The sequence below is a fragment of the Serratia bockelmannii genome (assembly GCF_008011855.1).
GTDB lineage: Bacteria > Pseudomonadota > Gammaproteobacteria > Enterobacterales > Enterobacteriaceae > Serratia > Serratia bockelmannii.
The window spans coordinates 1,673,778-1,699,652 of the sequence record NZ_VOUX01000033.1; the positions used below are offsets into that span (position 1 = coordinate 1,673,778).

Consider the following 25,875-nt stretch of genomic DNA (forward strand, 5'->3'; position numbering starts at 1 on the left):
ATTTATTCATTCTCGGCGGTTAACGGCAGTTCAATGCGGAAGCAGACGTCTGCACCGGCGACCGTCGCCAGTTGCAGCTCACCGCGCATGCGACGGATACAGTCCTGAGCGATGCTCAACCCCAGTCCGCTTCCTTTTACCGCCCCTTTTCGCTGGTGACTACCCTGGAAAAAAGGCTCGAAAATCATGGCTCTTTCAGCCTCGGGGATCGGCGTGCCGGTATTGGCGACGTCGATTTGCACCCGTTGTCCAACCTGACGGCTGCGGATCCAAATGTTACCGGATTCCTTGCCGTAGTGCACCGCATTGGAGTAGAGATTATCCAGCACGCGCATTAATAGCGTAGGCTCTGCCCAGCAGATTTCCGCCTCCAGCACGATTTCGGTGGAAATCATCTTCGCCCGCGCCGGCAAACTGTGCGCGGCGACCACCAAATCGACCATCTCGCGCAGCTCGACGTTCTCGTGTTCCGCCGGGCCATCGGCCAGTTTGCGGTTGTAATCCAGCAGCTGTTCAATCAGCTGCTGCAGGTGGCGACTGCTGTTGTCGAGGATCGTCACCACCTCTTTCTGATCGGAAGTCAGCGGCCCCGCCACCTCGTCGGCCAGCAGCTCGGTGCCTTCGCGCATGCTGGCCAGCGGCGTTTTCAACTCGTGCGAGATATGGCGCAAGAATTCGTGGCGCTGCGATTCCAGCCACGCCAGCCGCTCGCTCAGCCAGATGATGCGCTGCGCCAGCGAACGCAGCTCGCGCGGCCCCTTGAACGATGCAGTGCTGCCCAGCGCGCGCCCTTCCCCCAGGCGGTTGATCATCCGTTCCACGGCCTTGACCGGCCCGATGATCATGCGGGTAAACAGCACCACCAGCAGCACGCTGACCAGGAACAGCAGCAGCGCCTGCCAGCCGAAGAACTGGCCACGCTCGGCGATGGCCTGCTGCAGCTGCTGGCCGCGCGAGAACACCACCGCGCGCGTGGCCTGCACCATTTCGGCGTTGGAACGGGAGAACGATTCGAGCAAGGCCGAAGCCTCTTGGTCCGGCCCGCTGTTATGGCATTTGATCGCCGCCAGCTGGGTCAGCAACTGACGCAGCGTTTGGTAGTAGCGCTCGTCCGGCAGAATCGGCGCGTGGGCGTCCAGCATCTGCGAATATTGCTTGCGCTGGTTCTGGTACAGCTTCTGCAGCGTAGGATCGACCAGCACGCAGTACTGACGATAGCTGCGCTCCATCTCCAGCGCCACGCTGGTCATCGCCTCACTGCGCCGTGCGTCCACCAGCGTGGTGCGGTTGATGTCCGCCGCCTGCGCGCTGAGGTGATCCAGGCTCTGGTAGGCTTGATAGGCCAGCACCAACAGCGGCAGCAGCACCAACAGAAAGGCCAGCAGCACCAATTGCCGCAGCGAACGGGGAAATAAACGCCATTTTTTCAACGAAATCATCTCATTCTCTCAGCTCTGTCACGATGCTAACTGACTCGCCGGAAAGAAAAAAGCCCGGCAAGGGAGAATCCTGAACGCACAAGGAAAAAGCGACGGGATTGGTGAACCGCACCCATAGGCCTGCCGACGGCATGCGGCCCCGGTAATATCAACCGGTGCGAAAACGAGAGTGTGGGGAGAGCGTCTGCGTTCGAGGGCATAGGCAACGAAACAGGGATAAGCGCAGCGTTGAGAATTGACATCGGGGCAAGAAACTTGCCCCAACGCAAGGAAAGTGTGGATGCCCTTGAACCTCGTCCCCAGGGTGATGTAGCGCAGCGGCTGGCATCGAACAGGACGAATAGCATCCGTAAGTATCCAGGATTGATGAACCCTTCATCACAGTTGGATACAGGCGGTGCCTCACTCCACGTGTCGCCCGATGCTTGATAAAGCCGCTTGCACGGTCTGTTATCGGTTTAGTTGGACGATAGGCACCATTTCTTTGGCATCATTCGGAGGCTTATGAGGCGATTTGCCGTCTAATGACGGCGCCGTCATAAAAAGTTGAATGAGCAACTGACGAGAATAATGCACGTTGCGTGCCAAGTTTGCAATAAAAATAATAACAACATGATTTTATTAAAAAATAAAATTATATCAGCAAATTTCTTTGCGCATCACGCCTCGATGAGTGATGAAAAAAACGCCGCGCTGTCGCCAAATGCAGACAACTAAAGCCAAACCCGCTTACCATCAATAAAATCAAACAGTTAAATGTCTCCATTTAGCGACAGGAAAAATGGCGCCTGTCGCAAAATGCAGACACTGCCGCCAGTCGGCGAACGCCGGCCATAAAAAAGGGCGCAATTGCTTGCGCCCTCTGTACGGTGGTGGCCGTTTTTAGCCCAGCTGCTTACGGGCGTTGCGGAACATGCGCATCCACGGGCTGTCCTCGCCCCACTCTTCCGGGTGCCAGGAGTTGCTCACCGTGCGGAACACGCGTTCCGGGTGCGGCATCATCACCGTGGCACGTCCGTTGGCGCTGGTTACGGCGGTAATGCCGTTCGGCGAACCGTTCGGGTTAGCCGGGTAAGCTTCCGTCACCTTACCGGCGTTGTTGACGAAACGCAGCGCCACCAGACCATGGCTTTCCAGCGCCGCCAGATGCGCCGCATCGCGCACTTCGACGTGCCCTTCACCGTGGGAAACGGCGATCGGCATGCGCGAACCGGTCATACCTTGCATGAACAGCGACGGGCTGGCCGCCACTTCCACCAGGCTGAAGCGCGCCTCGAAGCGATCCGACAGGTTGCGCACGAAGCGCGGCCAGTGTTCGGCGCCCGGGATCAGCTCGCGCAGGTTGGACATCATCTGGCAGCCGTTGCATACGCCCAGCGCCAGCGTCTGCGGACGGTGGAAGAACGCCTCAAACTCGTCACGCACCCGCTCGTTGAACAGGATAGACTTCGCCCAGCCTTCGCCGGCGCCCAGTACGTCGCCGTAAGAGAAGCCGCCGCAGGCCACCAGCGTGTGGAAGTCCTGCAGATCGCGGCGCCCTGCCAGCAGATCGCTCATGTGCACGTCCACCGCGTCAAAGCCGGCGCGGTGGAACGCCGCCGCCATTTCAACGTGGGAGTTCACCCCCTGCTCGCGCAGCACCGCCACTTTCGGGCGAGCGCCCTTGGCGATGTACGGCGCGGCGATGTCTTCCTCGGGTGCGAAGGTCAGTTTCACGTTCAGGCCAGGATCTTGTTCATCCTGCTTGGCCTGATGTTCCTGATCGGCGCACGCCGGGTTATCGCGCAGGCGCTGCATCTGCCAGGTGGTTTCCGCCCACCAGGTGCGCAGCGTATTGCGGCTTTCGCTGTACAGCGCCTTGCCGTGCTGGGTGATGACGAAACGATCGCCGGCCTGCACGCTGCCGATGTGATGCACGTTGTCGGTCAGACCGTGCTGCGCGAACGCTCGCTTCACGTCGTCGAGGCGTTCGGCGCTCACCTGGATCACCGCGCCCAGCTCTTCGTTGAACAGTACCGCCAGCGCATCGTCGCCGAGGCCATCGAGGTTAACCTCTACGCCGCAGTGACCGGCGAAGGCCATCTCCGCCAGCGTCACCAGCAGGCCGCCGTCGGCGCGATCGTGGTAAGCCAGCAGCGCGCGATCGGCCACCAGCTGCTGCATGGCGTTGAAGAAGCCCGCCAGCTGCGCAACGTTGCGCACGTCGGCAGGTTTGTCGCCCAGTTGGCGGTAAACCTGCGCCAGCGCGGTGGCGCCCAGCGCGTTATGGCCGTTGCCCAGGTCGATCAACAGCAGCGCGCTGTCGCCCTTATCGGTGCGCAATTGTGGCGTCACGGTGTGGCGCACGTCTTCCACGCGGGCGAAGGCGGTGATGACCAGCGACAGCGGCGAGGTCATTTCACGCTGTTCATTGCCTTCCTGCCAGCGGGTTTTCATCGACATGGAGTCTTTGCCCACCGGAATGGTGATGCCCAGCGCCGGGCACAGCTCTTCGCCCACCGCTTTCACCGCTTCGTACAGGCCGGCGTCTTCGCCCGGGTGGCCGGCGGCGGCCATCCAGTTGGCGGACAGCTTCACGCGCTTCAGGCTGCCGATTTCCGTGGCGGCCAGGTTGGTCAGCGCTTCCCCAACCGCCAGGCGGCCGGAGGCGGCGAAGTCCAGCAGCGCCACCGGCGCACGTTCGCCGAGCGACATCGCTTCGCCGTAGTAGCTGTCCAGGCTGGCGGTGGTCACCGCGCAGTCGGCTACCGGGATCTGCCACGGGCCGACCATCTGGTCACGCGCCACCATGCCGGTAACGGTGCGATCGCCGATGGTGATCAGGAAGGTTTTCTCCGCAACGGCCGGCAAATGCAGCACGCGTTTCACCGCGTCGGCCAGCGTGATGTTCTCACGCTGCACCGCCTCGCCATGCGCCTGCAGGCGGGTAACGTCGCGGGTCATTTTCGGCGTCTTGCCGAGCAGCACGTCCAGCGGCATGTCGATCGGCTGGTTGTCGAAGTGGCGGTCGTTCAGCGTCAGGTGCTGTTCTTCGGTCGCTTCGCCGATCACCGCATAAGGTGCGCGCTCGCGGCGGCAAATCTCGTCGAACTGCGCCATCTGCGCCGGGGCAATCGCCATCACGTAACGTTCCTGCGATTCGTTGCACCACACTTCCAGCGGGCTCATGCCCGGCTCGTCGTTGAGGATATCGCGCAGCTCGAAGCGGCCGCCGCGGCCGCCGTCGCTCACCAGCTCCGGCATGGCGTTGGACAGGCCGCCAGCGCCGACGTCATGGATAAACAGGATCGGGTTCTGGTCACCCAGCTGCCAGCAGCGGTCGATCACTTCCTGACAGCGGCGCTCCATTTCCGGGTTGTCGCGCTGCACCGAAGCGAAGTCCAGATCGGCATCGGACTGGCCTGACGCCATCGACGAGGCCGCGCCGCCGCCCAGGCCGATATTCATCGCCGGGCCGCCCAGCACCACCAGCTTGGCGCCGACGGTGATTTCCCCTTTCTGCACGTGATCGGCACGGATGTTGCCGATGCCGCCCGCCAGCATGATCGGTTTGTGGTAGCCGCGCAGCTCAACGCCGTTGTGGCTGTTGACGCGCTCTTCATAGGTACGGAAGTAGCCCAGCAGCGCCGGACGACCGAATTCATTGTTGAACGCCGCGCCGCCCAGCGGGCCTTCGGTCATGATATCCAGCGCGGTGACGATGCGTTCCGGCTTGCCGAAATCCTGCTCCCACGGCTGTTCAAAGCCGGGAATGCGCAGGTTGGACACCGAGAAGCCCACCAGGCCGGCCTTCGGCTTGGCGCCGCGGCCGGTGGCGCCCTCGTCGCGGATCTCGCCGCCGGAGCCGGTCGCGGCGCCCGGCCACGGTGAGATCGCCGTCGGGTGGTTGTGGGTTTCTACCTTCATCAGGATGTGCGCGTCTTCCTGATGGTAATCGTACGTGCCGTTCTCCGGCGCGGCGAAGAAGCGACCGACCTGCGAGCCTTCCATCACGGCGGCGTTGTCTTTATACGCCGACAGCACGTAGTCCGGCGTCTGCTCATAGGTGTTTTTGATCATTTTGAACAGCGATTTAGGCTGCTGTTCGCCGTCGATGATCCAGTCGGCGTTGAAAATCTTGTGGCGGCAGTGCTCGGAGTTGGCCTGCGCGAACATATAGAGTTCGATATCCGTCGGGTTGCGCCCCAAACCGGTAAAGGCATTCAGCAGGTAGTCGATCTCGTCCTGCGCCAGCGCCAGGCCGAGCCGGACGTTGGCCTGCTCCAGCGCGGTGCGCCCTGCGCCCAGCACATCGACCGACTGATACGGCGCCGGCTGATGGTGCGCGAACAGCTGTTCGGCCTGTTGCAGCTCGCTGAAGACGGTTTCCATCATGCGATCGTGCAGCAGCGCGGCGAGCTGGCGCCACTGGGTTTCCGTCAGCTCGGGCGCCTTGACGTAGAACGCCAGGCCGCGCTCCAACCGCAGCACCTGTTGCAAACCGCAGTTGTGGGCAATATCGGTGGCTTTGGAAGACCAGGGAGAAATGGTGCCCGGACGCGGCGTAACCAGCAGCAACCGGCCTTCGGGAGCGTGTTCGGCGAGAGAAGGACCGTACTTGAGCAGACGCTGAAGCTTGGCGTGTTCTTCGGCACTTAGCGGTGCACTAACATCGGCAAAGTGGACGTACTCGGCGTAGATATCACTGACGGGCAGGTGAGCGTCCTGGCAGCGGGACAGCAGTTTGGTAATGCGAAAAGCCGATAAAGCGGGCGAACCACGCAGAATTTCCATAATCAAAGTTCTCTCGTCTTCGAAGCGACGGATAAGACGCTTCATTGGGCGCAACAGGGGAAAACGCGCGTCATTATAGAGAATCCTCGCCGCCGACGAAACCGTTTGCGTAGGGATTATTGATAAAAGCGTGCCACACCGACGAATTGTCATAACGTGTCAATAAAGTTGCACACTGGCGTTTTGTTGCGCAAAATGCCCCCCGCACTGGTGATTTAACCATGAGAAAAGTCGCGGTTGTCGTCGCCGGTGTACCTGTGCCACCACTGGATAACTATTTGAAACGTCTTAAAATAAACTACATCCTCATCGGCGTTGTCACCCTGCTTCTGGCTCTCGCGCTGTGGCCCAATATCACCTGGCGCAGCGGCCAGGGCGGGCAACTCCAGGAGATCATTTCCCGCGGCGAGTTGCGTATCAGCACGCTGAACTCCCCGCTGACCTATTTCAACACCAAGCAAGGGCCGGGTGGGCTCGACTACGAACTGGCCAAGCGCTTCGCCAACTACCTCGGGGTGAAGCTGGTGGTGATCCCCCATCAGAACATCAATGACCTGTTCGACGATCTGGACGACGACGACGCCGACCTGCTGGCGGCAGGCCTTATCTACAACCAGGAACGCCTGAGCCGCGCACGCACAGGCCCGGCCTACTACTCTGTTTCCCAACAGCTGGTGTACCGACTGGGCACCCCGCGGCCGAAAGGCTTCGCCGACATCAAAGGCAAGCTGGCGGTCGCCTCCGGTTCCGCGCACGTCAGCACGCTAAAACAGCTCAAGCAGGATAAATACCCGGATCTCACCTGGGAGTCCTCCAGCGATCTCACCTCCAAAGAGCTGCTGGAGCGGGTTGCCGACGGCAAGCTGGACTACACCCTCGGCGATTCGGTGACCATCGCGCTGCTGCAGCGCATCCATCCGCAGCTGGCGGTGGCGTTCGACGTCACCGACGAAGAGCCGGTCACCTGGTATCTCAAACGTGACGGCGACGACAGCCTGTACGCAGCGATGCTGGATTTCTACAGTCAAATGGTGGACGACGGCACCCTGGCGCGGCTGGAGGAGAAATACCTCGGCCACGTCGGCAGCTTCGACTATGTGGACACCAAAACCTTCCTGTCGGCCATCGACTCGGTGCTGCCCAACTTCCGCCCGCTGTTCGAGAAGCACGCCAACGAGATCGACTGGAAGCTGCTGGCGGCCATCGCCTACCAGGAATCGCACTGGAATCCGCAGGCCACCTCCCCCACCGGCGTGCGCGGCCTGATGATGCTGACCCGCGCCACCGCCGACGGCCTGGGGGTCAACGACCGCCTCGATCCGGAAGAGAGCATTCAGGGCGGCGCGCTCTACCTGCAGCGACTGATGGCCAAGGTGCCGGACAGCGTGCCGGAAGACGAGCGCATCTGGTTCTCGCTGGCGGCCTACAACATGGGCTGGGGCCATATGCTGGACGCACGCAAGCTGACCAAAACGCAAAAAGGCAATCCGGACAGCTGGGTCGACGTCAAACAGCGCCTGCCGATGCTCAGCCAAAAGCGTTACTACCCGCAGCTGACCTACGGCTATGCGCGTGGGCGAGAAGCCTACAACTATGTAGAGAACATCCGCCGCTACCAGGTCAGCCTGGTGGGTTATCTGCAGGAAAAAGAGAGAAAGGCGGCGCAAGCGGCCGCCGAGCAGGAAGCGTTGGGGAAAGGCTATCCGACGGTGATGCCGGAACTGGCGCTCAACTACTGATTATTCCGGCGTATCCGCCGCCCGCTGCGCCAGCTTGAGCGCTTTTTTCTGTTCGCGGCGCAGGCGGAAGAAATTGCTCAGGGTGGCGGCGCATTCGTCCGCCAGCACGCCCGAGACGATCTCCACCTGATGGTTCATGCCCGGATGGCGCAAAATGTCCACCAGCGAACCGGCCGCGCCGGTTTTCTCGTCGGCGGCGCCATACACCAACCGGCGGATACGGCTGTGCACCATCGCACCGGCGCACATCACGCAGGGCTCCAGCGTGACGTACAGCGTGGCGTTCAACAAGCGGTAGTTTTGCAGCACCGCGCCGCCCTGGCGCAGCGCCATGATCTCGGCGTGCGCGGTTGGATCGTGTCGGCCGATCGGGCGGTTCCAGCCCTCGCCGATGACCTGATTGTCCAGCACCAGTAGCGCACCCACCGGCACCTCGCCCTCTTCCTGCGCGCGCAGGGCCAGCTGCAATGCCTGACGCATCCAGTACTCATCATTATATTCAGTCATCGCATAATTCCTCGTGCGCTTTTGCGGCGGGCATTATACACACTAGCCTCCCTTTGTCGTAGCCGCCCGCCAATGGCTATACTGGCCAAATCAGCGTGTGATTCAGGGACAAGAAACATGAAACTCAGTAAAAAGAACGCCACCGTGGTGCGCAAGGCGCTGGACGGCTGGGTTGGGGAAGGCGCCTTGACGCCCGAACAACGGCAGCAACTGCTGCAGCATGTGGACGTGCAGCCTTTCGACTGGCGGCGGCTGGCGCGCTATGCGTTTCTCGCCGCGCTGGCCTCGCTGCTGATCGCCGTCACCAGCCTGTTCGCCGACAGCGAACTGCTTGCATGGCTCAGCGGACTGTTCCGCTTCGACGCGCCGGTGCGCATGGCGATCGCCGGCGTACTGGCGGCGCTGGCCTACGTCTGGGCGCTGCGTCGCCGCCGGCGCCACCCGGAAAAACGCTACGGCAACGAGGCGGCGCTGTTTGTCGCCGTGTTGCTTACCGCCTGCGCCTTATGGCAGCTGGGGGTCTGGCTGGATAACGGCAGCGGCCGGGTTTCCGTGCTGCTGCTGTTCGCCGCGCTGCTGTACGGCGCGATCGGCTGGTTCAGCCGCTCCGGGCTGGTGTGGTGGTTCGCCCTGCTGTCGCTCGGCAACGCCTTCGGCGCCGAGACCGGTTACCTGTCCGGTTGGGGGGCCTACTGGCTCGGCATGAGCTACCCGATTCGCTTTATCGCCTTTGGTGCAGTGCTGATCGCCGCCGCGTTGCTGCTGCGGCCGCTGTTGGCGCAGCGCGGCCTGCAGCGGGTGTCGCTGGCGATGGGCCTGCTGTACCTGTTTATCGCGCTGTGGCTGCTATCCATCTTTGGCAACTACGGCGATCTCGACAGCTGGTACCGCGCGCGCCAGATTGAGCTGTTCCACTGGAGCCTGCTGTTCGGGCTGGCCGCCCTCGCCGCCATCTGGCTGGGGTTGAAGCATGACGACGCCATGCTGCGCGGTTTCGGGCTGACATTCCTCGGCATCAACCTCTATACCCGCCTGTTCGAGTTTTTCTGGGACAGCATGCCGAAGGCGATTTTCTTCGCGCTGCTCGGCCTGAGCCTGTGGGCGTTGGGGCATTATGCGGAGAAGATTTGGCAACTGGGGCGCAAACCGCACGACGTAACCGACGACTGATCGCGGTAGCGATAACAGCAAAGGGCGGAATTCTCCGCCCTTTGTTTATTCCAGCTGCTGCAGCTCGCCCTGCTTGCTTACCCGCCAGCGGTGTTCGCAAAAAAACAGCAGCGGGTTATCCTGCTTGCTGTCGCTGTAACCGCTGTACAGCTTCAGCGGCGCACCGAGCCGTTGCTCCAGCTGCACCACTTTTTGTACGCCCAGACAGCGCAAGGTCAGCACCCAGCCGCCATAGCGGCGCGCGATGCGGCTGCCGACCAATCGCACCCGCGGCAGAAACGCCGAATCCCGATAGACCTGCGCCACCAGTTGCTCCGGCGAGCCGGTAATCAGCCACACCTCGGCATCGTGCTCATCCAAATACTGCCGCAAGCGCATTTGCACCACCGGAAACGCGGTCACCTTCTGGCGGAAAACCTCGATAAACTGCCGCTCCAACGCCTTCAGCGTCGCTTCGGAGCGCCCGAAGGTGATCGCCCACAGCAACAGGCTCATCGGCCAGCGCGCGGCGCGCCCCAGCAGCAACAGCGCCAGGCCAATCAATGGCAACAGCGGTATCACCAGCAGCAGATTCAGCGGTAAACGGCGCAGCAGGAAGCGCAAGAAACTGCCGAACATATCCTCCTGATGCAGAGTGCCGTCCAGATCGAAAAAGACCACGCGGCGCCCTTCTGCGGCCGATGGTTGCTGCTTGTCGCTCAAACGCTACTCCTCGGGATCGTTGAACCCCATCATCCAGGTGAAGAGAAAACCGGCGATAATCGTAATCAGCATCCCCGCCAGATACAACATCACCTTACCTGAGACGATGGTCAACGCCAAAGGCAGCCCCGAAATGCCGAAGGTGATGACCGTCGCCACCTTCCAGTAGCTGATCAGCGCGCCGCCGACCGCACCGCCGAGGCAGGCGCCGATAAACGGCCGCCCCAGCGGCAGCGTCACCCCGAAGATCAGCGGCTCGCCGATGCCGAGAATGCCGACCGGCAACGCCCCTTTGATCACCTTCTTCAGCCGCGCATTGCGGGTTTTCAACAGCACCGCCAGCGCCGCCCCCACCTGACCGACGCCGGCCATCGCCAGGATCGGCAGCAGCGGGTTGGAACCGTGCGCCTGCACCAGCTCGACGTGGATCGGCACCAGCCCCTGATGCAGGCCGGAGAGCACCAGCGGCAGGAACAGCCCCGAGAGCAGCGCCCCGACAAGCAGCCCGCCCTTGTCGATCGCCAGATTGGCGCCGTGGGCGATGGCATCGGAAATAACCCCCCCGACCGGCTGCAGGATCAGGATCGCCAACGAGGCGGTGACCAGCGTGGTCAGCAGTGGGTTAAGGATCAGTTCGACCGACTCCGGCAACAGCGTACGCAGGCGTTTCTCCACCCAGCACATCAACGCCACCACCAGCAGCACGGCGATCACCCCGCCGCGCCCCGGCTGCAGCGCCTCGCCGAACAACGTGATCTGCGCCAGCGCAGGGCTGGAGAGGATCCCGGCCATCACGCCGCCCATCGCCTGTGAGCCGCCGAACACCCGCGCGGCGTTCACCCCAACCAGAATGTTCATGATGGCGAATACCGCGCTGCCGAATATCGCCAGCAGCCCCAGCACGTTCGGGTAGTCCACGGCCAACTGACCGGCGATGTCGGGCCGTTTCAGCAGGTTGATGATGCCGGTGATCAGCCCCGAGGCGATAAACGCCGGGATCAGCGGAATAAAGACATCGGCCAGCTTTTTCAGCGCGCCGCTCATCGGCGCAGCGTATTTTTGCTTAGCCTGCGCCTTGGTGCGCGCCGCATCACCGACGGCGGCAGCGGGCTGTGCATTGCCGCTCAACAGCCCGCGCATGGCGTCCACCACCTTGGCGGCGGCGCCCGGGCCGACGATAAACTGATGCTGCTCACCCTGTTTGATATAGCCTTTCACGCCGGGCAGCTGCTTGAGGGCGGCCAGGTCCAGACGCTGCTCGTCGCTGACCTCAACGCGCACCCGCGTCATGCAGTTCTCCAGTTTGAGGATATTGCCCTCGCCCCCCACACCCGCCAAGATCTGTGTCGCCAATGCCGTTGTCTTGTCCATCGCCACCCCCACCGTGAATTAACGCGCCAACGCCGCGCGCAGGTAGCCGTCGTGCCGCTGCAGCCGCTGCTGCGCCTCATCGGCGCTGACGCCGGCTAAAATCATCAGGATCGCCGGTTTGACCTCAAAGCCGGTCTGCGCCAGCGCCGCCTCCGCCTGAGCGCGTTCTGCACCGGTGGCCTCCACCACGATGCGGCAGGCGCGATCCACCAGTTTGACGTTGGTGGCCTTCACGTCCACCATCAGGTTCTGGTAGACCTTACCCAGCTTGACCATCGCGCCGGTCGACAGCATGTTGAGCACCAGTTTCTGCGCGGTGCCGGATTTCAGGCGCGTCGAACCGGTCAGCGCCTCTGGCCCCACCACCGGCGAAATCGCCACCTGCGCTTCGTGCGCAATCGGCGAATCCGGGTTGCAGGAGATGGCCGCCGTCGGGCAGCCCAGCCCGCGCGCATAGCGCAGGGCGCCGATCACGTAGGGCGTGCGCCCCGAGGCCGCCAACCCCACCACCATATCGACGGCGGTGAGGTTCAGCGCCCGGAGATCGGCTTCGCCCAGGGCCTCGTCGTCTTCCGCCCCCTCCACCGCTTTGAGCAGCGCGCCCGGTCCGCCGGCGATCAGCCCCACCACCACGCCGTGCGGCACGCCGAAGGTCGGCGGGCACTCGGAGGCATCCAATACGCCCAGGCGGCCGCTGGTGCCGGCGCCCAAATAAATCAGCCGGCCGCCGGCCTTCAGCGCCGCCGCGGCCAAATCGACCGCCTGCGCAATCGCCGGCAGCACTTTTTCAATCGCCTCCGGCACCTTGCGGTCTTCCTGGTTAAAGCAGCGGACCATGTCCAACGTCGACATCTCATCCAGCCCCATAGTGGCCGGGTTGCGGGTTTCCGATACCAGTGCGCCTAAGTTCATCTGTTCACCTTTGAATTTTTAATTCACAAAATTAAATCAATATTTGAATATTTTATTCAACAAAGCGAGCGCTATTTGCTATTTTAACGACGAGCTCACAAAAATTTTCACCGCGCGTTTTCGCCCTCTGCATGGCAAAATGGCCGCTGGTTTCCAGGGAAAGAACAATGAGTACCCTTCTGCGCATTCGCCAGATGTATCCGACACTGGCGCAAAACGACCGCAAGCTGGCGGACTTTCTGCTGAATAACGCCGAGCAGGCGCGCCATCTCAGCTCGCAAAAGCTGGCCCAGTTGGCCGGCATCAGCCAGTCGAGCGTGGTCAAGTTCGCCCAAAAACTGGGCTATAAAGGTTTCCCGGCGCTGAAGCTGGCGCTGAGCGAAACGCTGGCCCAGCCGCAGGCCGAACCGGTAGTGACCGTCCACAACCACATCCTCAGCAGCGACACGCTGAAAACCGTCGGTGAAAAGCTATTGGCGGAAAAGCAGGCGGCGCTGCGCGCGACGCTGGACATCAACAGCGAAGAACGGCTGCATCAGGCGCTGGACATGCTGCGCCAGGCGCGCCGGGTGATGCTGATCGGCATCGGCGCCTCCGGGCTGGTGGCCAAGGATTTTTCCTTCAAGCTGCTGAAAATCGGCGTGATGGCGGTGGCCGAAGCGGACATGCACGTCCAGCTGGCGGCGGTGCAGGCGCTGGACAAACGCGATCTGCTGCTGGCTATCTCCTTCAGCGGCGAACGGCGTGAAATCAATCTGGCAGCGGAAGAGGCGCGCCAGGCCGGCGCCAGGGTGTTGGCGCTGACCAGCTTCTCGCCCAATGGTCTGCAGCAGCGCGCGGACCACTGTCTCTATACCATCGCCGAAGAGCCCCATACCCGCAGCGCGGCCATCTCCTCCAGCACCGCCCAGTTCGCCCTCACCGACCTGCTGTTTATGGCATTGATCCAGCACGATCTCGATCATGCCCGCGATCGCATCAAGCACAGCGAACAGTTAATGAAAAAGTTGGTTTGACGCGTATAATGGCGGCCGATAAAACGCCGCCAGTTCAATTATTTCCCTTCTCTGCATTCGAAAAATAATGTGCGGGCGATGACCTACTCAATTATCGATCAATAATTGGGCGTGCATGGACAGCATTATTTAACGATACCATTATGAATACACACACTTTTATTTTAGATAAGTTACGGCATTCCGTGATGCATCCGATTCTGCGTACCTTTTTGCTCTATGTCATTACTGCATTGATTCTAATCAAGGCGATGGGATACAGCGGTGGAAAAGGTATTGATATTCTTTTTATTGCGCTTACTTTGCTATTATTATCTATCCATTCGCTTACCCGATACGGCCTGATTATTCCGTTTATTCTGCTGTGCGCGCTGTATGCGCCGGTCGGGGCCATTTACGGTACCCCTTCCGCTGCCGTGATGTCCGCCCTGTTGCAAACCAACCTCATAGAAGCGAGGGAGTTTTTGCAGACCCTGCCGGCCAGTTGTTATCTGCTGCCCGCCGCCATTCTGGTTATGCTGGCCATTCTCGGCCTATTTATTTGGCGGCAAGCCATTTCAAAAAAAACTATACTTCCCTTACTAGCCCTGCTGATGGTTATCATTATCGCCAGAGCCTTCAATGGCGGTGTGGCGAATCTTAAATTGCCTGACTTCTTTTTATCCCTCTACTCGGCTTACCATCAATACCAACAGCAGGTTGATGAATTAAGTGCCGGTGCTACAACACCAGATACTTGGTCAATAACCGCAGGCGCACCGACGAATGAAAACTATGTCATTATCGTCGGCGAAAGTATGCGCAATGATCATATGTCCTTATTTGATTATCCGGTGTCCACTACGCCGTTTCTGGATAATGCCAATGGACGATTTTACAGCAATTATATTTCCACTGCGCCAAATACGTTCGAATCGCTTCCTCGCACGCTGGCTTTGAGCAACGGCCACAACATTGCCATCGGAGATAATATCATCACCCTGGCAAAAGCCGCCGGTCTCAAAACCCACTGGCTGTCCAATCAGGGCATGTTCGGACAATTCGATACGCCGGTATCAAAAATCGCCATGTTCAGCGATAGCCATTATTTCCTGAAGAAAGGCGACTTCCAATCGCGCAATACCGATGACGATGCGCTGCTGCCGATATTTGACCCATTATTGCGTCGCCAGGGACAAGGCAATCTGTATGTGCTGCATCTGATGGGCTCGCACGCCGACTTTTGCGAGCGGCTTAACGGCGAACCGCCGAGCGTCGAGTCGCCGAATAAGGAACTGGCCTGCTATCTCTCTACCTACCGCAAGACCGACCGTTTTATCGAGCAGGTTTATCACAGCCTGAAACAGACCGGCACACCGTTTAAACTGTTCTATTTCTCCGATCACGGCCTTTCCCACAAGGATATCGGCGGTGGGCGTTCTTTACGCCACAGCGGCGATACCCGGCAGAATTACCAGGTGCCGTTGCTGGTGCTGAGCGATCGCGACCAACAGCACCAGATCATTGATGATCCCTTAAGCGCGTTCGATTTTATCGGGTTGTTTGCCCAAGAGGCGGGAATACGGATTGCCCATCCCGAAGTGATGCCTACGATACGTATCGCAGATGCAGATAAACGCTGGGTGTTTGACGGGCAGAGAATGGTTGATTTCGATCAGTTGGCTGACGATCCGCCTGAGTTACCCTAAGCGGTAAGATGACGAAAAAGTGCCCGTTGCGCGGCGATTCTATGATAGATTGCGCGCCAGCCCGAGCACACCGATGGAAAGATAACTGACAATGGCACTGCTGATTACCAAGAAATGCATCAACTGCGACATGTGCGAGCATTGATTTAATTCTCTTGTTAATCAGCAAGTTGCTTTAATGTGTTATTGTTTGCGTTCCTTTAATTTTATCGTCATCCTCCTATCGATACCTACCCCGCAACACAAAATCGCTTAATCATTGTGTTGTCCAACTTGCCAAAACGCATAATCCATCCAGATAATTCTGTATATGTACCCAGATATAGAGGTGACATCTATGGGTAGCATCACCCTAGCCGGGCGGCAGATTTTCGTTCTCAATGAGAACGACAGATACCCAGAACCACAGCAGAACAGCCCTCCGATGTTCGCAATTCGCGAAGACGAGGAAGGCCAGTACTGGCTTTATGTGTGGCATAAAGGGCGCTGGCCGCTCGTATCAGATGTGCCGTTTCAGACTCAGGGTAAAGCCGTTGATGCGGCCATAGCTTTTAATTTTGATGTGCTTTACAAGTGATAGGTGCTGCCCCTGCCGATGTTCAACCTGACTGAACACTACGAGGCCGACGTCGGGGCAGCGAATTTTAGATAGGGTCAACGTTCACATTTTCAAGAGCCGCGGTTTCCTCGAGTGCTTCCGGCGCTTCTTCAACCTCGCTCACAGGCATTTCCAGGCGCAGATCGATCCAACGTCCTGCAGGAATATCCATCGGCTCCCCGGCCACAATTGCGGCAGTGTCGATGTCAAAGCGGCGCTTGCTGACCTTCACATAGATTGTGCCATCCTTGCCGGTGTTAGCTGCGACAAAGCACAAGCGGTTACCGTTCACGTCCTGGGGTACTTCGATGTTCCAGCCCTCTTCCGCAAAACCTAATGCGCCGGTGACTTTGTAAACGCCCACTGAAATACGATCAGCGGATACTCCTTCCGCCTCACCGTTGACAGCCACAAATCCGGATGGAGTAAAGCCACCGGACAAATAGTCGTCTTGCATCGCTTCTGGGGTGCCGGACAGCCTAGCGATCGGAGAGGCTTTTTTGATGAAACCGTTGCTGTCTACCGTGGTGTTCGCCTCAGACCACATCCAAAACCAAGGGGTAAACGTCGTGCCGTTCCAACTACGAACAGCAATTTTACCTACCTGCGCACCACTTGCCCCATACCCGTAACAGGTCTGCACAGTTCGATAGCTGTCATCGCTGCCCGTCTGCGTTACAGCCCAAGAGCGCGTATCAAGAAAATAAGTTCCGGTATCTCGGAAGGGATTACCGATCGGATCGGTAGCAACATACCCCCTGCGACTTTGCATTTGCGCATTGAAGTTTCCTTTATTCGCAGCAGTACCACCTAAGCTGATACCCCAGTCCTTCAACGTCGGAATATCTGTAACCTTTGGCCCGTACTCTTCAGTGAAAACTTTTTTCCATTCAATGGTTTTGTTTGATGTGCTGTTGGAACGGCCAACATACAGCCCCCGATTCAATGTGAGGCCGATATATCCGCAAGTTGGGCCACCGTCCATTGGTAGTGCAACGAATGAGCCTAGCACTGTAGACGGTGCGTTAGTTGTCGTCCCAGTAAACCGGCCGATGGATGAAATGTTCTTGGGTGAAAAAATGTCATCTGCACTGCGAGGACCAACACCAAATCCTGCTGATGTAACAGGCAGTACATTTCGTTCTGAATTCTCTTCGCTCACCTTGGCTGCTGCCGCAGACTTTGCTGCGTCAACACGCATAGCATCGACAGTTTGAACAATTTCAGGGGTAACATCACTTTCACCTGGACGGCGCAGGAAATCATTGAGTGTACCGGGTAGGGAGTCAGTATAAACCTCTATTGTGCCTACACGTTCAGGCTGTGCGCCATAAACTGACACAATGACTTCATAGGAGCCTGGTTCAACATTTAATGAGTACCGGCCCGTATCATCGGTGACAGATTGAGACTTCGCTAAATTCAACACCGTGGAAGAAGTTTTCATTGAGCGCATCGTAATCGTTACGCCAGAACGTGAATCGCCGTAAGGTCCCTTTAGTACGCCGCTGATTAATACCATTATTTATTTCTCCTTCAGTAAACTCAAGTCATCTTTAAGGCGGGAGATTAATCTCCCCTGCTCTTGAATAGCCTTAAGTGCAAGATTCAAAAGATTTTGAACATCTGGATATTTGTATGAATCACTGCCAATTGTCTTTCTTGTAAGCTCATCAGAGATTAACTCCAACTCTTGCGCAATAAGGCCACAACTTGAACTCATTTTATCAGGCGCGTTCGGAGCATCTTGCGTATATTCAAAGCTTACAAAATTCATTTTTTCCACAATGGAAAGTGCGTAATTATCCGGGGCAGGTACAACATTTTCCTTGAACTTTATATCGCAAGAGCCGCCCGGATTTCTTGGGGAATAAACTCGCGCGCCATGTTCCGCCAGAGTATATTCGCTTTCCGTTGTAACAACTTTTGTGTTCCCATTAATGGAAAATGCGATATCCATCGATGATCCGGCCACAGGTCGGTTGGCCATAAACGCCATATATGTAAAGCCAGTAGCATCAGACGATAATCCTATTCGTGATTTTAGCGATGTACCGGCACCATTCCACTGATAAAAATCGATATTCTGCTGCGACCTGGCGCCTTGGTTATAAAGCTCTACACTATTGAACTCCCCTGCTTTTAGAGATTTAGTAATCCGGGCGTCGTCTCCCGCAGCAACAGTTCCTTCCTTCACGCCAACATCACGAGAAGCCGAGTTACCGAGGTCGCTTTTATTGGCCTTTTTATTGACCTCTGTTTTATCCGCCTTCAAATTCAATTCAGATATGAAACTGTTCCATGCAGGGCCGGTAAACGTGCTGCCGTCAGGTAACGTCACCGTAATGTTTCCAGTGCCGCTGAATACCTGTTGCCAGTTGTTTTTATCAAGGTTCAATCCGCGTAGCGCTTTCGCCGTCTCTGCGGCCAGCTGAGCGGTGATGGTGTTCATCGCGTCGCGCGGTACGGCATACCATGCCGCGCCCGCCTGCGTTGGGCCGTCATAGGCTTTAATCAGCGTCGCCTGTGTGGCGCTATCAACGATTTTCACCGGTAGCGTATAGGTGACGCCGCCGACAACGCTCACGATGAAATCACCGGCTTTCAGCTCGGTATTGAATGCCGTCCCCGTCCCTTTCACTACGGCGGAGTTGTTCGTTAGGGTAAGAGTGCCTGCGGGCATGATGCTCTCCTAAATCGTTGCATAAAAAAACCGGCTCAGTGGCCGGTTGTTAGAAGTAATGGTCTGCGTTTATAACCATGAGCGGCATCTGTGACGAGTACCATCGGTTTGATGTATTCCACTGGGTCTGTATTTTTCTCCCTGATTCAGAACGCCAGAATTGGACGGCGCTGCCGTTAAACCGATAGCCGCAGCTGTAGTAGTTATAAACCCCGCCGCTACCTTGAGAATCGCCGCGCATAAATGCATTAACGGCCAGGGGGATCATTGGCCTGGCTATCCCCGTATCGACCAAATCCTCTGGGTTCCTGCCGACATTAACCGAGCGACCATCCCAGACTAACGGCTCTGTATCGCTGGTGAATGTATTATTACCGGCGGCGTTCTTAATCACCATTCCGTAACCGCGTGGTGTCGGTGGGTAATAACCGCTGTTCATAATGACCACTTTCACATTGGCAGTGGTTAACACCGCTTCCCCCGAACCATTATCACGCGATACCGTTAATTCGTTATATTGCACAGCATGGTAAATAGAAACGCCGGGGTCATCGCAACGTACAAAGACAACCTTGGTGTTATCATTTTGAACGACTGGCAATGTCCATTTTCCGTTAATCGTCACTTCCCCTTTCCAGGCAACAAAACCCAGCCTGGACGAACTGGTAATGCTCATCCAGTCCACCGAGTTTTGAATCATTATTCCATACGTGCCGGAAACTGATTGTGGCGGTTGAACCTGGTATATGCTGAACTCGGTAAAGAAGGCCGGCTGATTTGCATTGGTAAAATCAACAATTATCCTACTCCCATCGGTTCGCCATCCAGTAACCCCACCGTAAGACGGGGGGGTTGTCTGACTGCCGAATATATACCCGGTCTGACCAACCAGAAATACCGGGTTCCCAGCGACGTAATCAGGCGGAGTATAAATCTTTTGTTTATTGCCATCCGCCCAGGGTTCTTTATCGTTGGCTAATAGTGAAATGCTATTAACCGCCGCCAGCTCTTTGCCATTCATCCATAGGCCAAACGCCACGCTACAACCTCCCCATTCTCACCCGCAGATTACCGCCAGCGTCATAAACATTGATCTGGTCGCCGCGTATCTCCATGCGCCCGTTACCGTCGCCGCCGTTAATCTGGATTTGTCCAGCCCCTGCGCCGCTTTTATCCATCCGCCAGCCGCTAGTTGCGCTGAAATTGTCGGACTGAATAAAGCCGCTGATTTTGGCGTTTGTGATTGCCGCATCCGCAATTTTTGCCGACGTGATAGAGGCGTTCTGAATGAACGCATCGCTGATAAACACCTGGCCGTTAATCACAGCAAACGGCGAGTATTGCGTGTCGCCGCTGCCGCTCATCAACACGAACTGATTGGCGTTGAACCCGATACGGGTGATGACGGGTTTGCCGGTTTCTGCCAGCACGGCGATCGACATGCCCGCGTTGTAGAACACGCCGTTAACCCTCACACCGGCTTTCAGCGTGTGGATTGCCGTTGCGCCGTCGGCATCAACTGTTGCCGTCAGCTTGTCCTCCAGTACCGCTGTCACGTCGTCAATCTGCGCCTGTACCTGCGTGGACAGTTCTGCTAGGGCGTGATCGACTTCCGCTATCGTGGTTTTCACGATGAGGATGTCAGCACGCACCATGCCTAACTGCGCATACTGGTGATCCACCGTCGCATTGTTGGCCAGCGCGTTCTGAATGATGGCCTCAATGTTTGTGTCAATGTCGCCAGTGAGGCGGTCACCGTCCTTATCCGTCAGGAAACCATCGCCGATGCTCTCTAGGTAGTCACCGGCGTTAGCGTTGGATTGTCCCTTAATCCAGCCTGTCCAGTCGCCCTGATTACCGGTGCGGTCTTGCAGGCGGGCACGGAACCAGAACTCCTGTCCCGCCTTCAAGCCGGTCATGGTGTGGGTATGCAGAGGGTATGGGATATCGGCCAGCAACATCGCATTATTCCCGCCGGCGTTGTCCGCATACTGAATTTCGGTTTTCAGCGTGTCTTCGGCCCCGTCAGGGAATCCCCAATCGAGCTGGATACCCCATAACAAAGGCGATGCCTTGAAGCCAACCGGCACCGGCGGCTTGCCTTCCTTCCCCTTCAGGTAGGTTTCCGGGGCATTCGCCCAGATACTGGAAATCTCTGCCGCATTAATGGCGCGCACGCGGGCCTGATACCGGCCAGCATAAATGCCAGGTACTTCGAACCCCTGCGTTGATGTTCTTGCTGCCGGTATCCAATTTCCGTTATCTCGTCGCCATTCTGCCTCGTAGGCAATAGCGCTCTCAGCCGGTTCCCAGGTTACACGCAGGGTGGTTACCGCGATGTTCTGGTTGATAGTTGAGAAGCTGCTGATTGCCACATTCTTCGGCGGAGGTTGCACGCCCGGAGGGATGACCGTGATCGGGCGATCCTCGATGCGAGCGCCGGTATCGATACGCGCATATTTGTTCGGGTCATGCTCTATGGCTGTAATATCAAACGACACGCCATCTTCATTTTCTGTAACACCGGTAACACGGAATAGCTGAATCGCCAGATCGGAGGCATCAACAGCCCAGACGCATTCAGCCACAGGCGCTTCGCTATATTCAGTCGTCACCGTAACAATACGCCCGTTTACCGCTTGAATCGTGCGAGCTTGCGACTTACCCGATGGGAGGTTAACGATCAGGCGCTCACCCACTGCCGCCGATGACTCCCGATCCAGGGTAATATTGCGGCCAGAAACAGCGCTGATGCGACCGCCCAACGGTCTGCCAGCCAGCGTTTCATCTGCCACACCGATGATATAACCAGGCAACGGAATGTTACCGTCCATACCTACGGTAAAATTAATCACCCGATCTTTATCATTGGTCAGCAGCAACCAGCGGCCACGGCGGATAGCTTCGGTTTCGCGGGTGCAACCGATCGCCGTAATGTCAGCCTGCTTGATGTTGTAGCGGCGGATAAGTGCATTTTCAAACACCGGCGCCACTGCGTCCTGATAGCCGTTTGCGGGGTCAGCCCAACTGACCATCGCCATGCTGTAGTGCGTTTTCTCGCTGGCACTGGAGTCTCGAAACTCCCCATCCTTCACGTTGGCGCGGGTGTAGGTGTAATCCAGATCGCGCGGCATATCGGCCAGCGCGTTCATGCTGTTCTTTGCCCAATAAGTCATGCCACGAAAGATGTTGGCGAAATCACGCAGAACCGTCCAGGCTTCTTCCTGCGACTGGATATAGGCATCACACAAGAAACGCGGCTCCAGTCCATCACCACCTCGCCCATCAGGCACCAACTGATCGCAATACTGAGCAATGGCGTACAAGTCAAATTTCGTCATCACCAAATTTTCGGCTTTGATACGCTCGCCGATGCTGTATCGGTCATTAATCAGAAGATCGTAGAAAACCCACGCTGGGTTATTTGTCCAGGCCCACTTGAACGATCCGTCCCATGTGCCGGTATATGAACGGGTGATCGGGTCGTAGGTTGTCGGTACCCGAACGATGCCCATTTTTGGCTCACACGATACCGCAGGGATGTTCTGGAACTGCTTTGCGTCAAACTGCACAAACAGCAATGCGGTTTCTGGGTAACGCAACTTCACATCAATCAGCTCGGTAATCGACTCCGTAACCATTTTATCGGCGATGCGGTTGCTGGTGCTATTCGCGGTCAGACGCCGCACACGCACCTGCCAGCCGGTCATCGCTTTGGGTAGGTCGATGCGGTGGCTGCGCTCATACTTCGTTGTTGTCTTGCCGTCGATAGCGGTCTTCAGCATCTCCTGATACGCTCCGCCATCCGTCGCAACGTCGATCGCATATTCGATCCGGTAGCCTACTACATCACCGTTATCCAACTGCTGCTGCAACTGCTGCCATGAGAAGCGCAAACGAAAAGCGGACAGCTGGGTGTTCGTCAATGAGCGAACCCACGGGGTCTGACTGGTTAACTCTGTGCCGACAGTGATTTCATTCTCTACATCAGGCATGCCTTGAATGTATTCCTGATCGGGTGTGCCAGGGCGAAATTCCCACTTCACGCCTGGAAAGTTTTGAGTACCATCAGCGGCAACAATTGGCGTGCCATCAAGAAAAATGTTTGTGCCGTCCAGTCCTCCCTCCCATTCCCCCTCACCCAGCGCCAAAAGGATTTTTGCGTAAGAGGTGGATTGCAGGGAATCTGGCGATTCGGTTGGGGTTGTAGTGTTGCTACTTCCACCTTTTCGACCTTTTATCGTTACATTTCTCATATCGCACCAATGAAAAAAAGCCGCGATAAGCGGCGTAGTGAATACACTGATCAAATATCAGGGTTTACTGATAAATTTAAGGTACTATCTTGTAATGACTCAGCCCGCCCATGTAGAAGCATGAGCGTTTTAAATCAGAGGGATGGCTGATTAACTCTGTGAGCGGAGACTAAATTGGAAAGACAAATACAAAACATGACTCGTCAGATTGAAGAGTTAAAAAGAGAAAACAACAAGATAAAAACTGCTGCTAACTTCCTATTACATAGTATTGTAGAGTTGCTTGACGAGCAAAGCGGAGAGGGGAAGTTTAGCGAAGCATTAAGAGAAAAAATCAATTCCGAACTAGATAAAATAACAATGGGAGGAAAACCAACAATTAAATATGCCATAAATGAATTAATGCAGCCACCTGTTAAAGTCATCTTCTCTCAAGATAAAGCAGAGCCTTTCTTAAAATAATAAAATGCCATTGCCTTCTAATTTAAAAGGCAATGGTTTTATTATTCATTGATAATGAGATGACTATATTTACTGACATATTATTGCTGATCCTCCGCATAGATACCAGCTGAAATGATGGCACCACCAATGCGACGCTTACCGTAGCCAATTGGAACAGGGTTTCCCTGAGCAATGGTGTTAACCGGCCCTCCGAATGCGTAGCTGGGTTTATTGTCCGGGTCTTCCCTTCGGGCTAATCCGTTTTGCATGGGTGAAAGCATTTGGACAACACCGCCCAGCATCATGGCTCCGCCCATCATCATTACGTTTGCTCCCCATGGTTGCCCATAACCAAACTGCGCGATAGCCCCTACAGCAACTAATACGGCTCCCAATATTGTCTGGAAAACACCAGCTTTTTTACTGCCTATAATCACGGGTGCTATTCGGATATCTTCACTTCCTATGAACTTAATTTCATCAAGGCCGATATTCCTTTTACCATTAAATACGGCAAACGTTAACCCTCTGCCTCTTGCACTTTGTAAAAATCTCTCAAAGCCAGGAATGGTAACTGATAACGCTTTTATCGCCTCTCTTGGTGTATCAATTACCAGCCTATGTACACGCCCAAATTTAGAGCCAAGCACACCGTACAGCCTTACAGTTCTATACTTATTTTCACTATGCATAGTTAGCCCCGCAATATAATAACCCGCGTTCTGCGGGCTATCGTTTTTTACAAACACCCCTTGGCATCTCTTTCCCAAAGATTATTAAACCCTCTGGAAACCGCATATACATTCACATTTGAACCGCCAGCACCATCTGGCTCGATTGTAGCCATAGATAATGCACCTAAACCTTGGGTGGTTATTCTAAACCCATTTTCGGTTTCTATTACACTGGCTGTTGAGTTTATATCCTGCCATTTGGGTGCCAAGCATTTCGTGTATTTTTCTGGACTCTTATTACTATGCGATGAGAAGATAGGTTTTTGATTTTCTAATTGTCCAGTTGTACAACCAGAAAAAATAGCTGTGGCAACAATGGCTAAAATGATTTTCCGCATTTTGAAATCCCTTCTTATGTAGGATTCAAGATGATAGCAGATTACCATCGTACCGCAGAGTGATGATCGTCCGCGCCAGCCAGTAACCGCCATACGGCACGCGCTGGCTCATGTGTCCGTACATGTGGTGGATCATCACGCCATCCCCCAGGTAAACCGCTGCGTGATTCGGTTCATCAGCGCGCACCTGCATAATGATTACGTCGCCGACCTGCATTTCACCGGATGCCGGTACAAACCCTGCCTCGCCGTAATGTTTCATGTAGAGGTTTTCACCCCGTTCCCACCAGCCGTCATCCCGTTCAAAATTGGGGAGTGAGATATTGCGCTCCAGTGCATACCAGTCTCGCACTATTGCGTAACAGTCCCAGAACCCATGCACGAATGGGCGGCCCAACAGCGGTTTTATGCCATTCGTGGGCATCACCTGCCGAATATCGCCCTCCGGCCAGCTGGCGATAATCCACGGCAGCTGTGACAAGTCACATTGTGCAAGATCAAGGTGGCTTGGTTGTGTCGTTGCATCCGGGTGGCTATGAACGATAGCGACAATATCGCCGCTATCCTCTGCCTCGGCGTAGTCCTCAGGTGCCATGCAGAATTGTTCCGTTGGCTCGGGGGCCAAATTACGGCACGGCACATAACGCTGTCGCCTGCCGTTCTGCACCACCAGCCCGCAGCATTCCCGTGGATACTCTGCTTCAGCGTGTGCCATGATCGCATTGATAATGTGCTTTCGCATGATTACCTCTTGAGCAATGCGGAGCCTGGAAACCCGCCGAACGGCAGCGGATTACCTTTCCCCCAACGCGGCTCGCACCCCGTAGAGAGCAGGCCAGAGCATTCATCCTTAGACGGGTCATCGGTCGGATTGCCGTCAGCATCAAAATATTTGTTGCCGGTGTACCCACACGACGCACCGCGATACTGACCACGCATGCACCAGGTGCAGAGGCCGTGGATTTGCCGCGTCGGGATCATTAGCCCTTCAAGGTCAGCGGGTGAAGACAGAGCAAACTGAATTTCTTTGTTGTTGCCGTTCAGCTTATGATCGATATACCAAACGTCGATATCTTCCTGAGAAGGATCGGCTTCCGGGTTGCCCTCGGGAAAATTACGGGCATCAAGATAATGCGCGTAGGTGTCCCGGATCGTCACCTTTGCCTTGGCCATGTTCTGGTAGTAAAGGCAAAGTGAGGCGATCGTGCCGTCGATATTACTGACGGTCAGTGTAGGGCTTGGCGCTGAACCGTCGCTGGTCACCTCAAGCCCTTCTATCTTCACAGGCCACGGCTTGTATTCCTGCCCCTGCCACCAAATAGACTTCGCCAGCAGCTTACCGGGGTCATCACCGGCAGCTTCCAGTTCATCTTCAGAGTGGGGGATTGTATGGCTGTGGAAATACAGCTCTGGCCCGTTAAATTTTGTGCCGTCCACGACGAACAGGCGCACTTTACTCCCAGGCTCAAGGCGCTGGTGATCGGTGATAATCGACATTTTCTGTC

Annotated in this window: 20 protein-coding genes; 6 read left to right on the forward strand and 14 right to left on the reverse strand. The window is 56.5% G+C overall.

Going from position 1 to position 25,875, the window contains the following annotated elements; translation table 11 throughout:
• Window positions 1-2: 2 nt before the first annotated feature.
• Window positions 3-1,439 carry a sensor histidine kinase gene (locus tag FOT55_RS24430; RefSeq protein ID WP_025303933.1) on the reverse strand — a complete coding sequence of 479 codons (1,437 nt, stop codon included), beginning with the start codon at window positions 1,437-1,439 and terminating at the stop codon, window positions 3-5.
• 882 nt (window positions 1,440-2,321) lie between these two features.
• Window positions 2,322-6,215 (reverse strand): phosphoribosylformylglycinamidine synthase, encoded by a 3,894-nt coding sequence (purL, locus tag FOT55_RS24435; protein WP_187181975.1) that lies wholly within the window; start codon window positions 6,213-6,215, stop codon window positions 2,322-2,324.
• Between the two features lie 275 nt (window positions 6,216-6,490).
• Between purL and mltF the strand changes: the two genes are divergently transcribed.
• Window positions 6,491-7,951, forward strand: a complete 1,461-nt coding sequence (gene mltF, locus FOT55_RS24440) for a membrane-bound lytic murein transglycosylase MltF (RefSeq protein WP_049209562.1) — start codon at window positions 6,491-6,493, stop codon at window positions 7,949-7,951.
• On the opposite strand, the gene tadA is transcribed toward mltF, so the two are convergent.
• Window positions 7,952-8,458, reverse strand: a complete 507-nt coding sequence (tadA, locus tag FOT55_RS24445; RefSeq protein ID WP_049204917.1) for a tRNA adenosine(34) deaminase TadA — start codon at window positions 8,456-8,458, stop codon at window positions 7,952-7,954.
• Window positions 8,459-8,575: 117 nt separating this feature from the next.
• Here tadA and FOT55_RS24450 point away from each other — a divergent pair, with 117 nt between their 5' ends.
• A complete protein-coding gene (locus FOT55_RS24450) occupies window positions 8,576-9,628 on the forward strand; it encodes a DUF2157 domain-containing protein (RefSeq protein ID WP_060434335.1) in 1,053 nt (350 codons plus the stop codon).
• A 45-nt stretch (window positions 9,629-9,673) separates the two neighbouring features.
• On the opposite strand, the gene yfhb is transcribed toward FOT55_RS24450, so the two are convergent.
• The 3 genes from yfhb to murQ are packed head-to-tail and all read right to left on the reverse strand — an operon-like array spanning window position 9,674 to window position 12,613.
• Window positions 9,674-10,330, reverse strand: coding sequence for a phosphatidylglycerophosphatase C (gene yfhb / locus FOT55_RS24455; protein WP_043138142.1), 657 nt, complete (start codon window positions 10,328-10,330; stop codon window positions 9,674-9,676).
• Window positions 10,331-10,333: 3 nt separating this feature from the next.
• Window positions 10,334-11,701, reverse strand: a complete 1,368-nt coding sequence (locus FOT55_RS24460; protein ID WP_025303939.1) for a PTS transporter subunit EIIC — start codon at window positions 11,699-11,701, stop codon at window positions 10,334-10,336.
• A gap of 18 nt (window positions 11,702-11,719) precedes the next feature.
• Window positions 11,720-12,613 carry an N-acetylmuramic acid 6-phosphate etherase gene (murQ, locus tag FOT55_RS24465; RefSeq protein WP_147824142.1) on the reverse strand — a complete coding sequence of 298 codons (894 nt, stop codon included), beginning with the start codon at window positions 12,611-12,613 and terminating at the stop codon, window positions 11,720-11,722.
• Window positions 12,614-12,780: 167 nt separating this feature from the next.
• Here murQ and FOT55_RS24470 point away from each other — a divergent pair, with 167 nt between their 5' ends.
• From FOT55_RS24470 to FOT55_RS24480, 3 genes are all read left to right on the forward strand, one after another.
• Window positions 12,781-13,629, forward strand: a complete 849-nt coding sequence (locus tag FOT55_RS24470; protein WP_016929788.1) for a MurR/RpiR family transcriptional regulator — start codon at window positions 12,781-12,783, stop codon at window positions 13,627-13,629.
• A gap of 143 nt (window positions 13,630-13,772) precedes the next feature.
• Complete coding sequence (locus tag FOT55_RS24475; protein ID WP_222706561.1) at window positions 13,773-15,317, forward strand: phosphoethanolamine transferase; 1,545 nt, start codon at window positions 13,773-13,775, stop codon at window positions 15,315-15,317.
• A 337-nt stretch (window positions 15,318-15,654) separates the two neighbouring features.
• Window positions 15,655-15,894, forward strand: coding sequence for a hypothetical protein (locus FOT55_RS24480; protein ID WP_043138150.1), 240 nt, complete (start codon window positions 15,655-15,657; stop codon window positions 15,892-15,894).
• A gap of 67 nt (window positions 15,895-15,961) precedes the next feature.
• Here the strand turns inward: FOT55_RS24480 and FOT55_RS24485 are convergent, their stop codons facing one another.
• Genes FOT55_RS24485 through FOT55_RS24500 form a run of 4 tightly spaced genes read right to left on the reverse strand, consistent with a single transcriptional unit; the run spans window position 15,962 to window position 22,854 of the window.
• Complete coding sequence (locus tag FOT55_RS24485) at window positions 15,962-17,437, reverse strand: phage tail fiber protein (RefSeq protein ID WP_147824143.1); 1,476 nt, start codon at window positions 17,435-17,437, stop codon at window positions 15,962-15,964.
• Between the two features lie 3 nt (window positions 17,438-17,440).
• Window positions 17,441-18,598 carry a tail fiber domain-containing protein gene (locus tag FOT55_RS24490; protein WP_147824144.1) on the reverse strand — a complete coding sequence of 386 codons (1,158 nt, stop codon included), beginning with the start codon at window positions 18,596-18,598 and terminating at the stop codon, window positions 17,441-17,443.
• Window positions 18,599-18,647: 49 nt separating this feature from the next.
• Window positions 18,648-19,637, reverse strand: a complete 990-nt coding sequence (locus FOT55_RS24495) for a DUF6453 family protein (RefSeq protein WP_147824145.1) — start codon at window positions 19,635-19,637, stop codon at window positions 18,648-18,650.
• Window position 19,638: 1 nt separating this feature from the next.
• Window positions 19,639-22,854, reverse strand: a complete 3,216-nt coding sequence (locus FOT55_RS24500; RefSeq protein ID WP_147824146.1) for a TipJ family phage tail tip protein — start codon at window positions 22,852-22,854, stop codon at window positions 19,639-19,641.
• Between the two features lie 195 nt (window positions 22,855-23,049).
• Here FOT55_RS24500 and FOT55_RS24505 point away from each other — a divergent pair, with 195 nt between their 5' ends.
• Window positions 23,050-23,316, forward strand: a complete 267-nt coding sequence (locus tag FOT55_RS24505; protein ID WP_238476130.1) for a hypothetical protein — start codon at window positions 23,050-23,052, stop codon at window positions 23,314-23,316.
• Window positions 23,317-23,396: 80 nt separating this feature from the next.
• On the opposite strand, the gene FOT55_RS24510 is transcribed toward FOT55_RS24505, so the two are convergent.
• The 4 genes from FOT55_RS24510 to FOT55_RS24525 are packed head-to-tail and all read right to left on the reverse strand — an operon-like array spanning window position 23,397 to window position 25,867.
• Window positions 23,397-23,990 carry a tail assembly protein gene (locus FOT55_RS24510; RefSeq protein ID WP_147824237.1) on the reverse strand — a complete coding sequence of 198 codons (594 nt, stop codon included), beginning with the start codon at window positions 23,988-23,990 and terminating at the stop codon, window positions 23,397-23,399.
• Between the two features lie 47 nt (window positions 23,991-24,037).
• Window positions 24,038-24,370 carry a membrane lipoprotein lipid attachment site-containing protein gene (locus FOT55_RS24515; RefSeq protein WP_147824147.1) on the reverse strand — a complete coding sequence of 111 codons (333 nt, stop codon included), beginning with the start codon at window positions 24,368-24,370 and terminating at the stop codon, window positions 24,038-24,040.
• Between the two features lie 25 nt (window positions 24,371-24,395).
• Complete coding sequence (locus FOT55_RS24520; protein ID WP_147824148.1) at window positions 24,396-25,112, reverse strand: C40 family peptidase; 717 nt, start codon at window positions 25,110-25,112, stop codon at window positions 24,396-24,398.
• Between the two features lie 2 nt (window positions 25,113-25,114).
• Window positions 25,115-25,867: a phage minor tail protein L gene (locus tag FOT55_RS24525; protein WP_049301621.1), complete on the reverse strand. Its 753-nt coding sequence runs from the start codon at window positions 25,865-25,867 to the stop codon at window positions 25,115-25,117.
• Window positions 25,868-25,875: the final 8 nt, after the last annotated feature.

Coding starts and splice junctions, on each gene's coding strand:
- FOT55_RS24430 (WP_025303933.1), bottom strand. CDS start 1,439: ATGATTTCGTTGAAAAAATGGCGTTTATTTCCCCGTTCGCTGCGGCAA.
- tadA (WP_049204917.1), bottom strand. CDS start 8,458: ATGACTGAATATAATGATGAGTACTGGATGCGTCAGGCATTGCAGCTG.
- FOT55_RS24450 (WP_060434335.1), top strand. CDS start 8,576: ATGAAACTCAGTAAAAAGAACGCCACCGTGGTGCGCAAGGCGCTGGAC.
- FOT55_RS24460 (WP_025303939.1), bottom strand. CDS start 11,701: ATGGACAAGACAACGGCATTGGCGACACAGATCTTGGCGGGTGTGGGG.
- murQ (WP_147824142.1), bottom strand. CDS start 12,613: ATGAACTTAGGCGCACTGGTATCGGAAACCCGCAACCCGGCCACTATG.
- FOT55_RS24470 (WP_016929788.1), top strand. CDS start 12,781: ATGAGTACCCTTCTGCGCATTCGCCAGATGTATCCGACACTGGCGCAA.
- FOT55_RS24475 (WP_222706561.1), top strand. CDS start 13,773: ATGAATACACACACTTTTATTTTAGATAAGTTACGGCATTCCGTGATG.
- FOT55_RS24480 (WP_043138150.1), top strand. CDS start 15,655: ATGGGTAGCATCACCCTAGCCGGGCGGCAGATTTTCGTTCTCAATGAG.
- FOT55_RS24485 (WP_147824143.1), bottom strand. CDS start 17,437: ATGGTATTAATCAGCGGCGTACTAAAGGGACCTTACGGCGATTCACGT.
- FOT55_RS24490 (WP_147824144.1), bottom strand. CDS start 18,598: ATGCCCGCAGGCACTCTTACCCTAACGAACAACTCCGCCGTAGTGAAA.
- FOT55_RS24500 (WP_147824146.1), bottom strand. CDS start 22,854: ATGAGAAATGTAACGATAAAAGGTCGAAAAGGTGGAAGTAGCAACACT.
- FOT55_RS24505 (WP_238476130.1), top strand. CDS start 23,050: ATGACTCGTCAGATTGAAGAGTTAAAAAGAGAAAACAACAAGATAAAA.
- FOT55_RS24510 (WP_147824237.1), bottom strand. CDS start 23,990: ATGCATAGTGAAAATAAGTATAGAACTGTAAGGCTGTACGGTGTGCTT.
- FOT55_RS24515 (WP_147824147.1), bottom strand. CDS start 24,370: ATGCGGAAAATCATTTTAGCCATTGTTGCCACAGCTATTTTTTCTGGT.
- FOT55_RS24520 (WP_147824148.1), bottom strand. CDS start 25,112: ATGCGAAAGCACATTATCAATGCGATCATGGCACACGCTGAAGCAGAG.
- FOT55_RS24525 (WP_049301621.1), bottom strand. CDS start 25,867: ATGTCGATTATCACCGATCACCAGCGCCTTGAGCCTGGGAGTAAAGTG.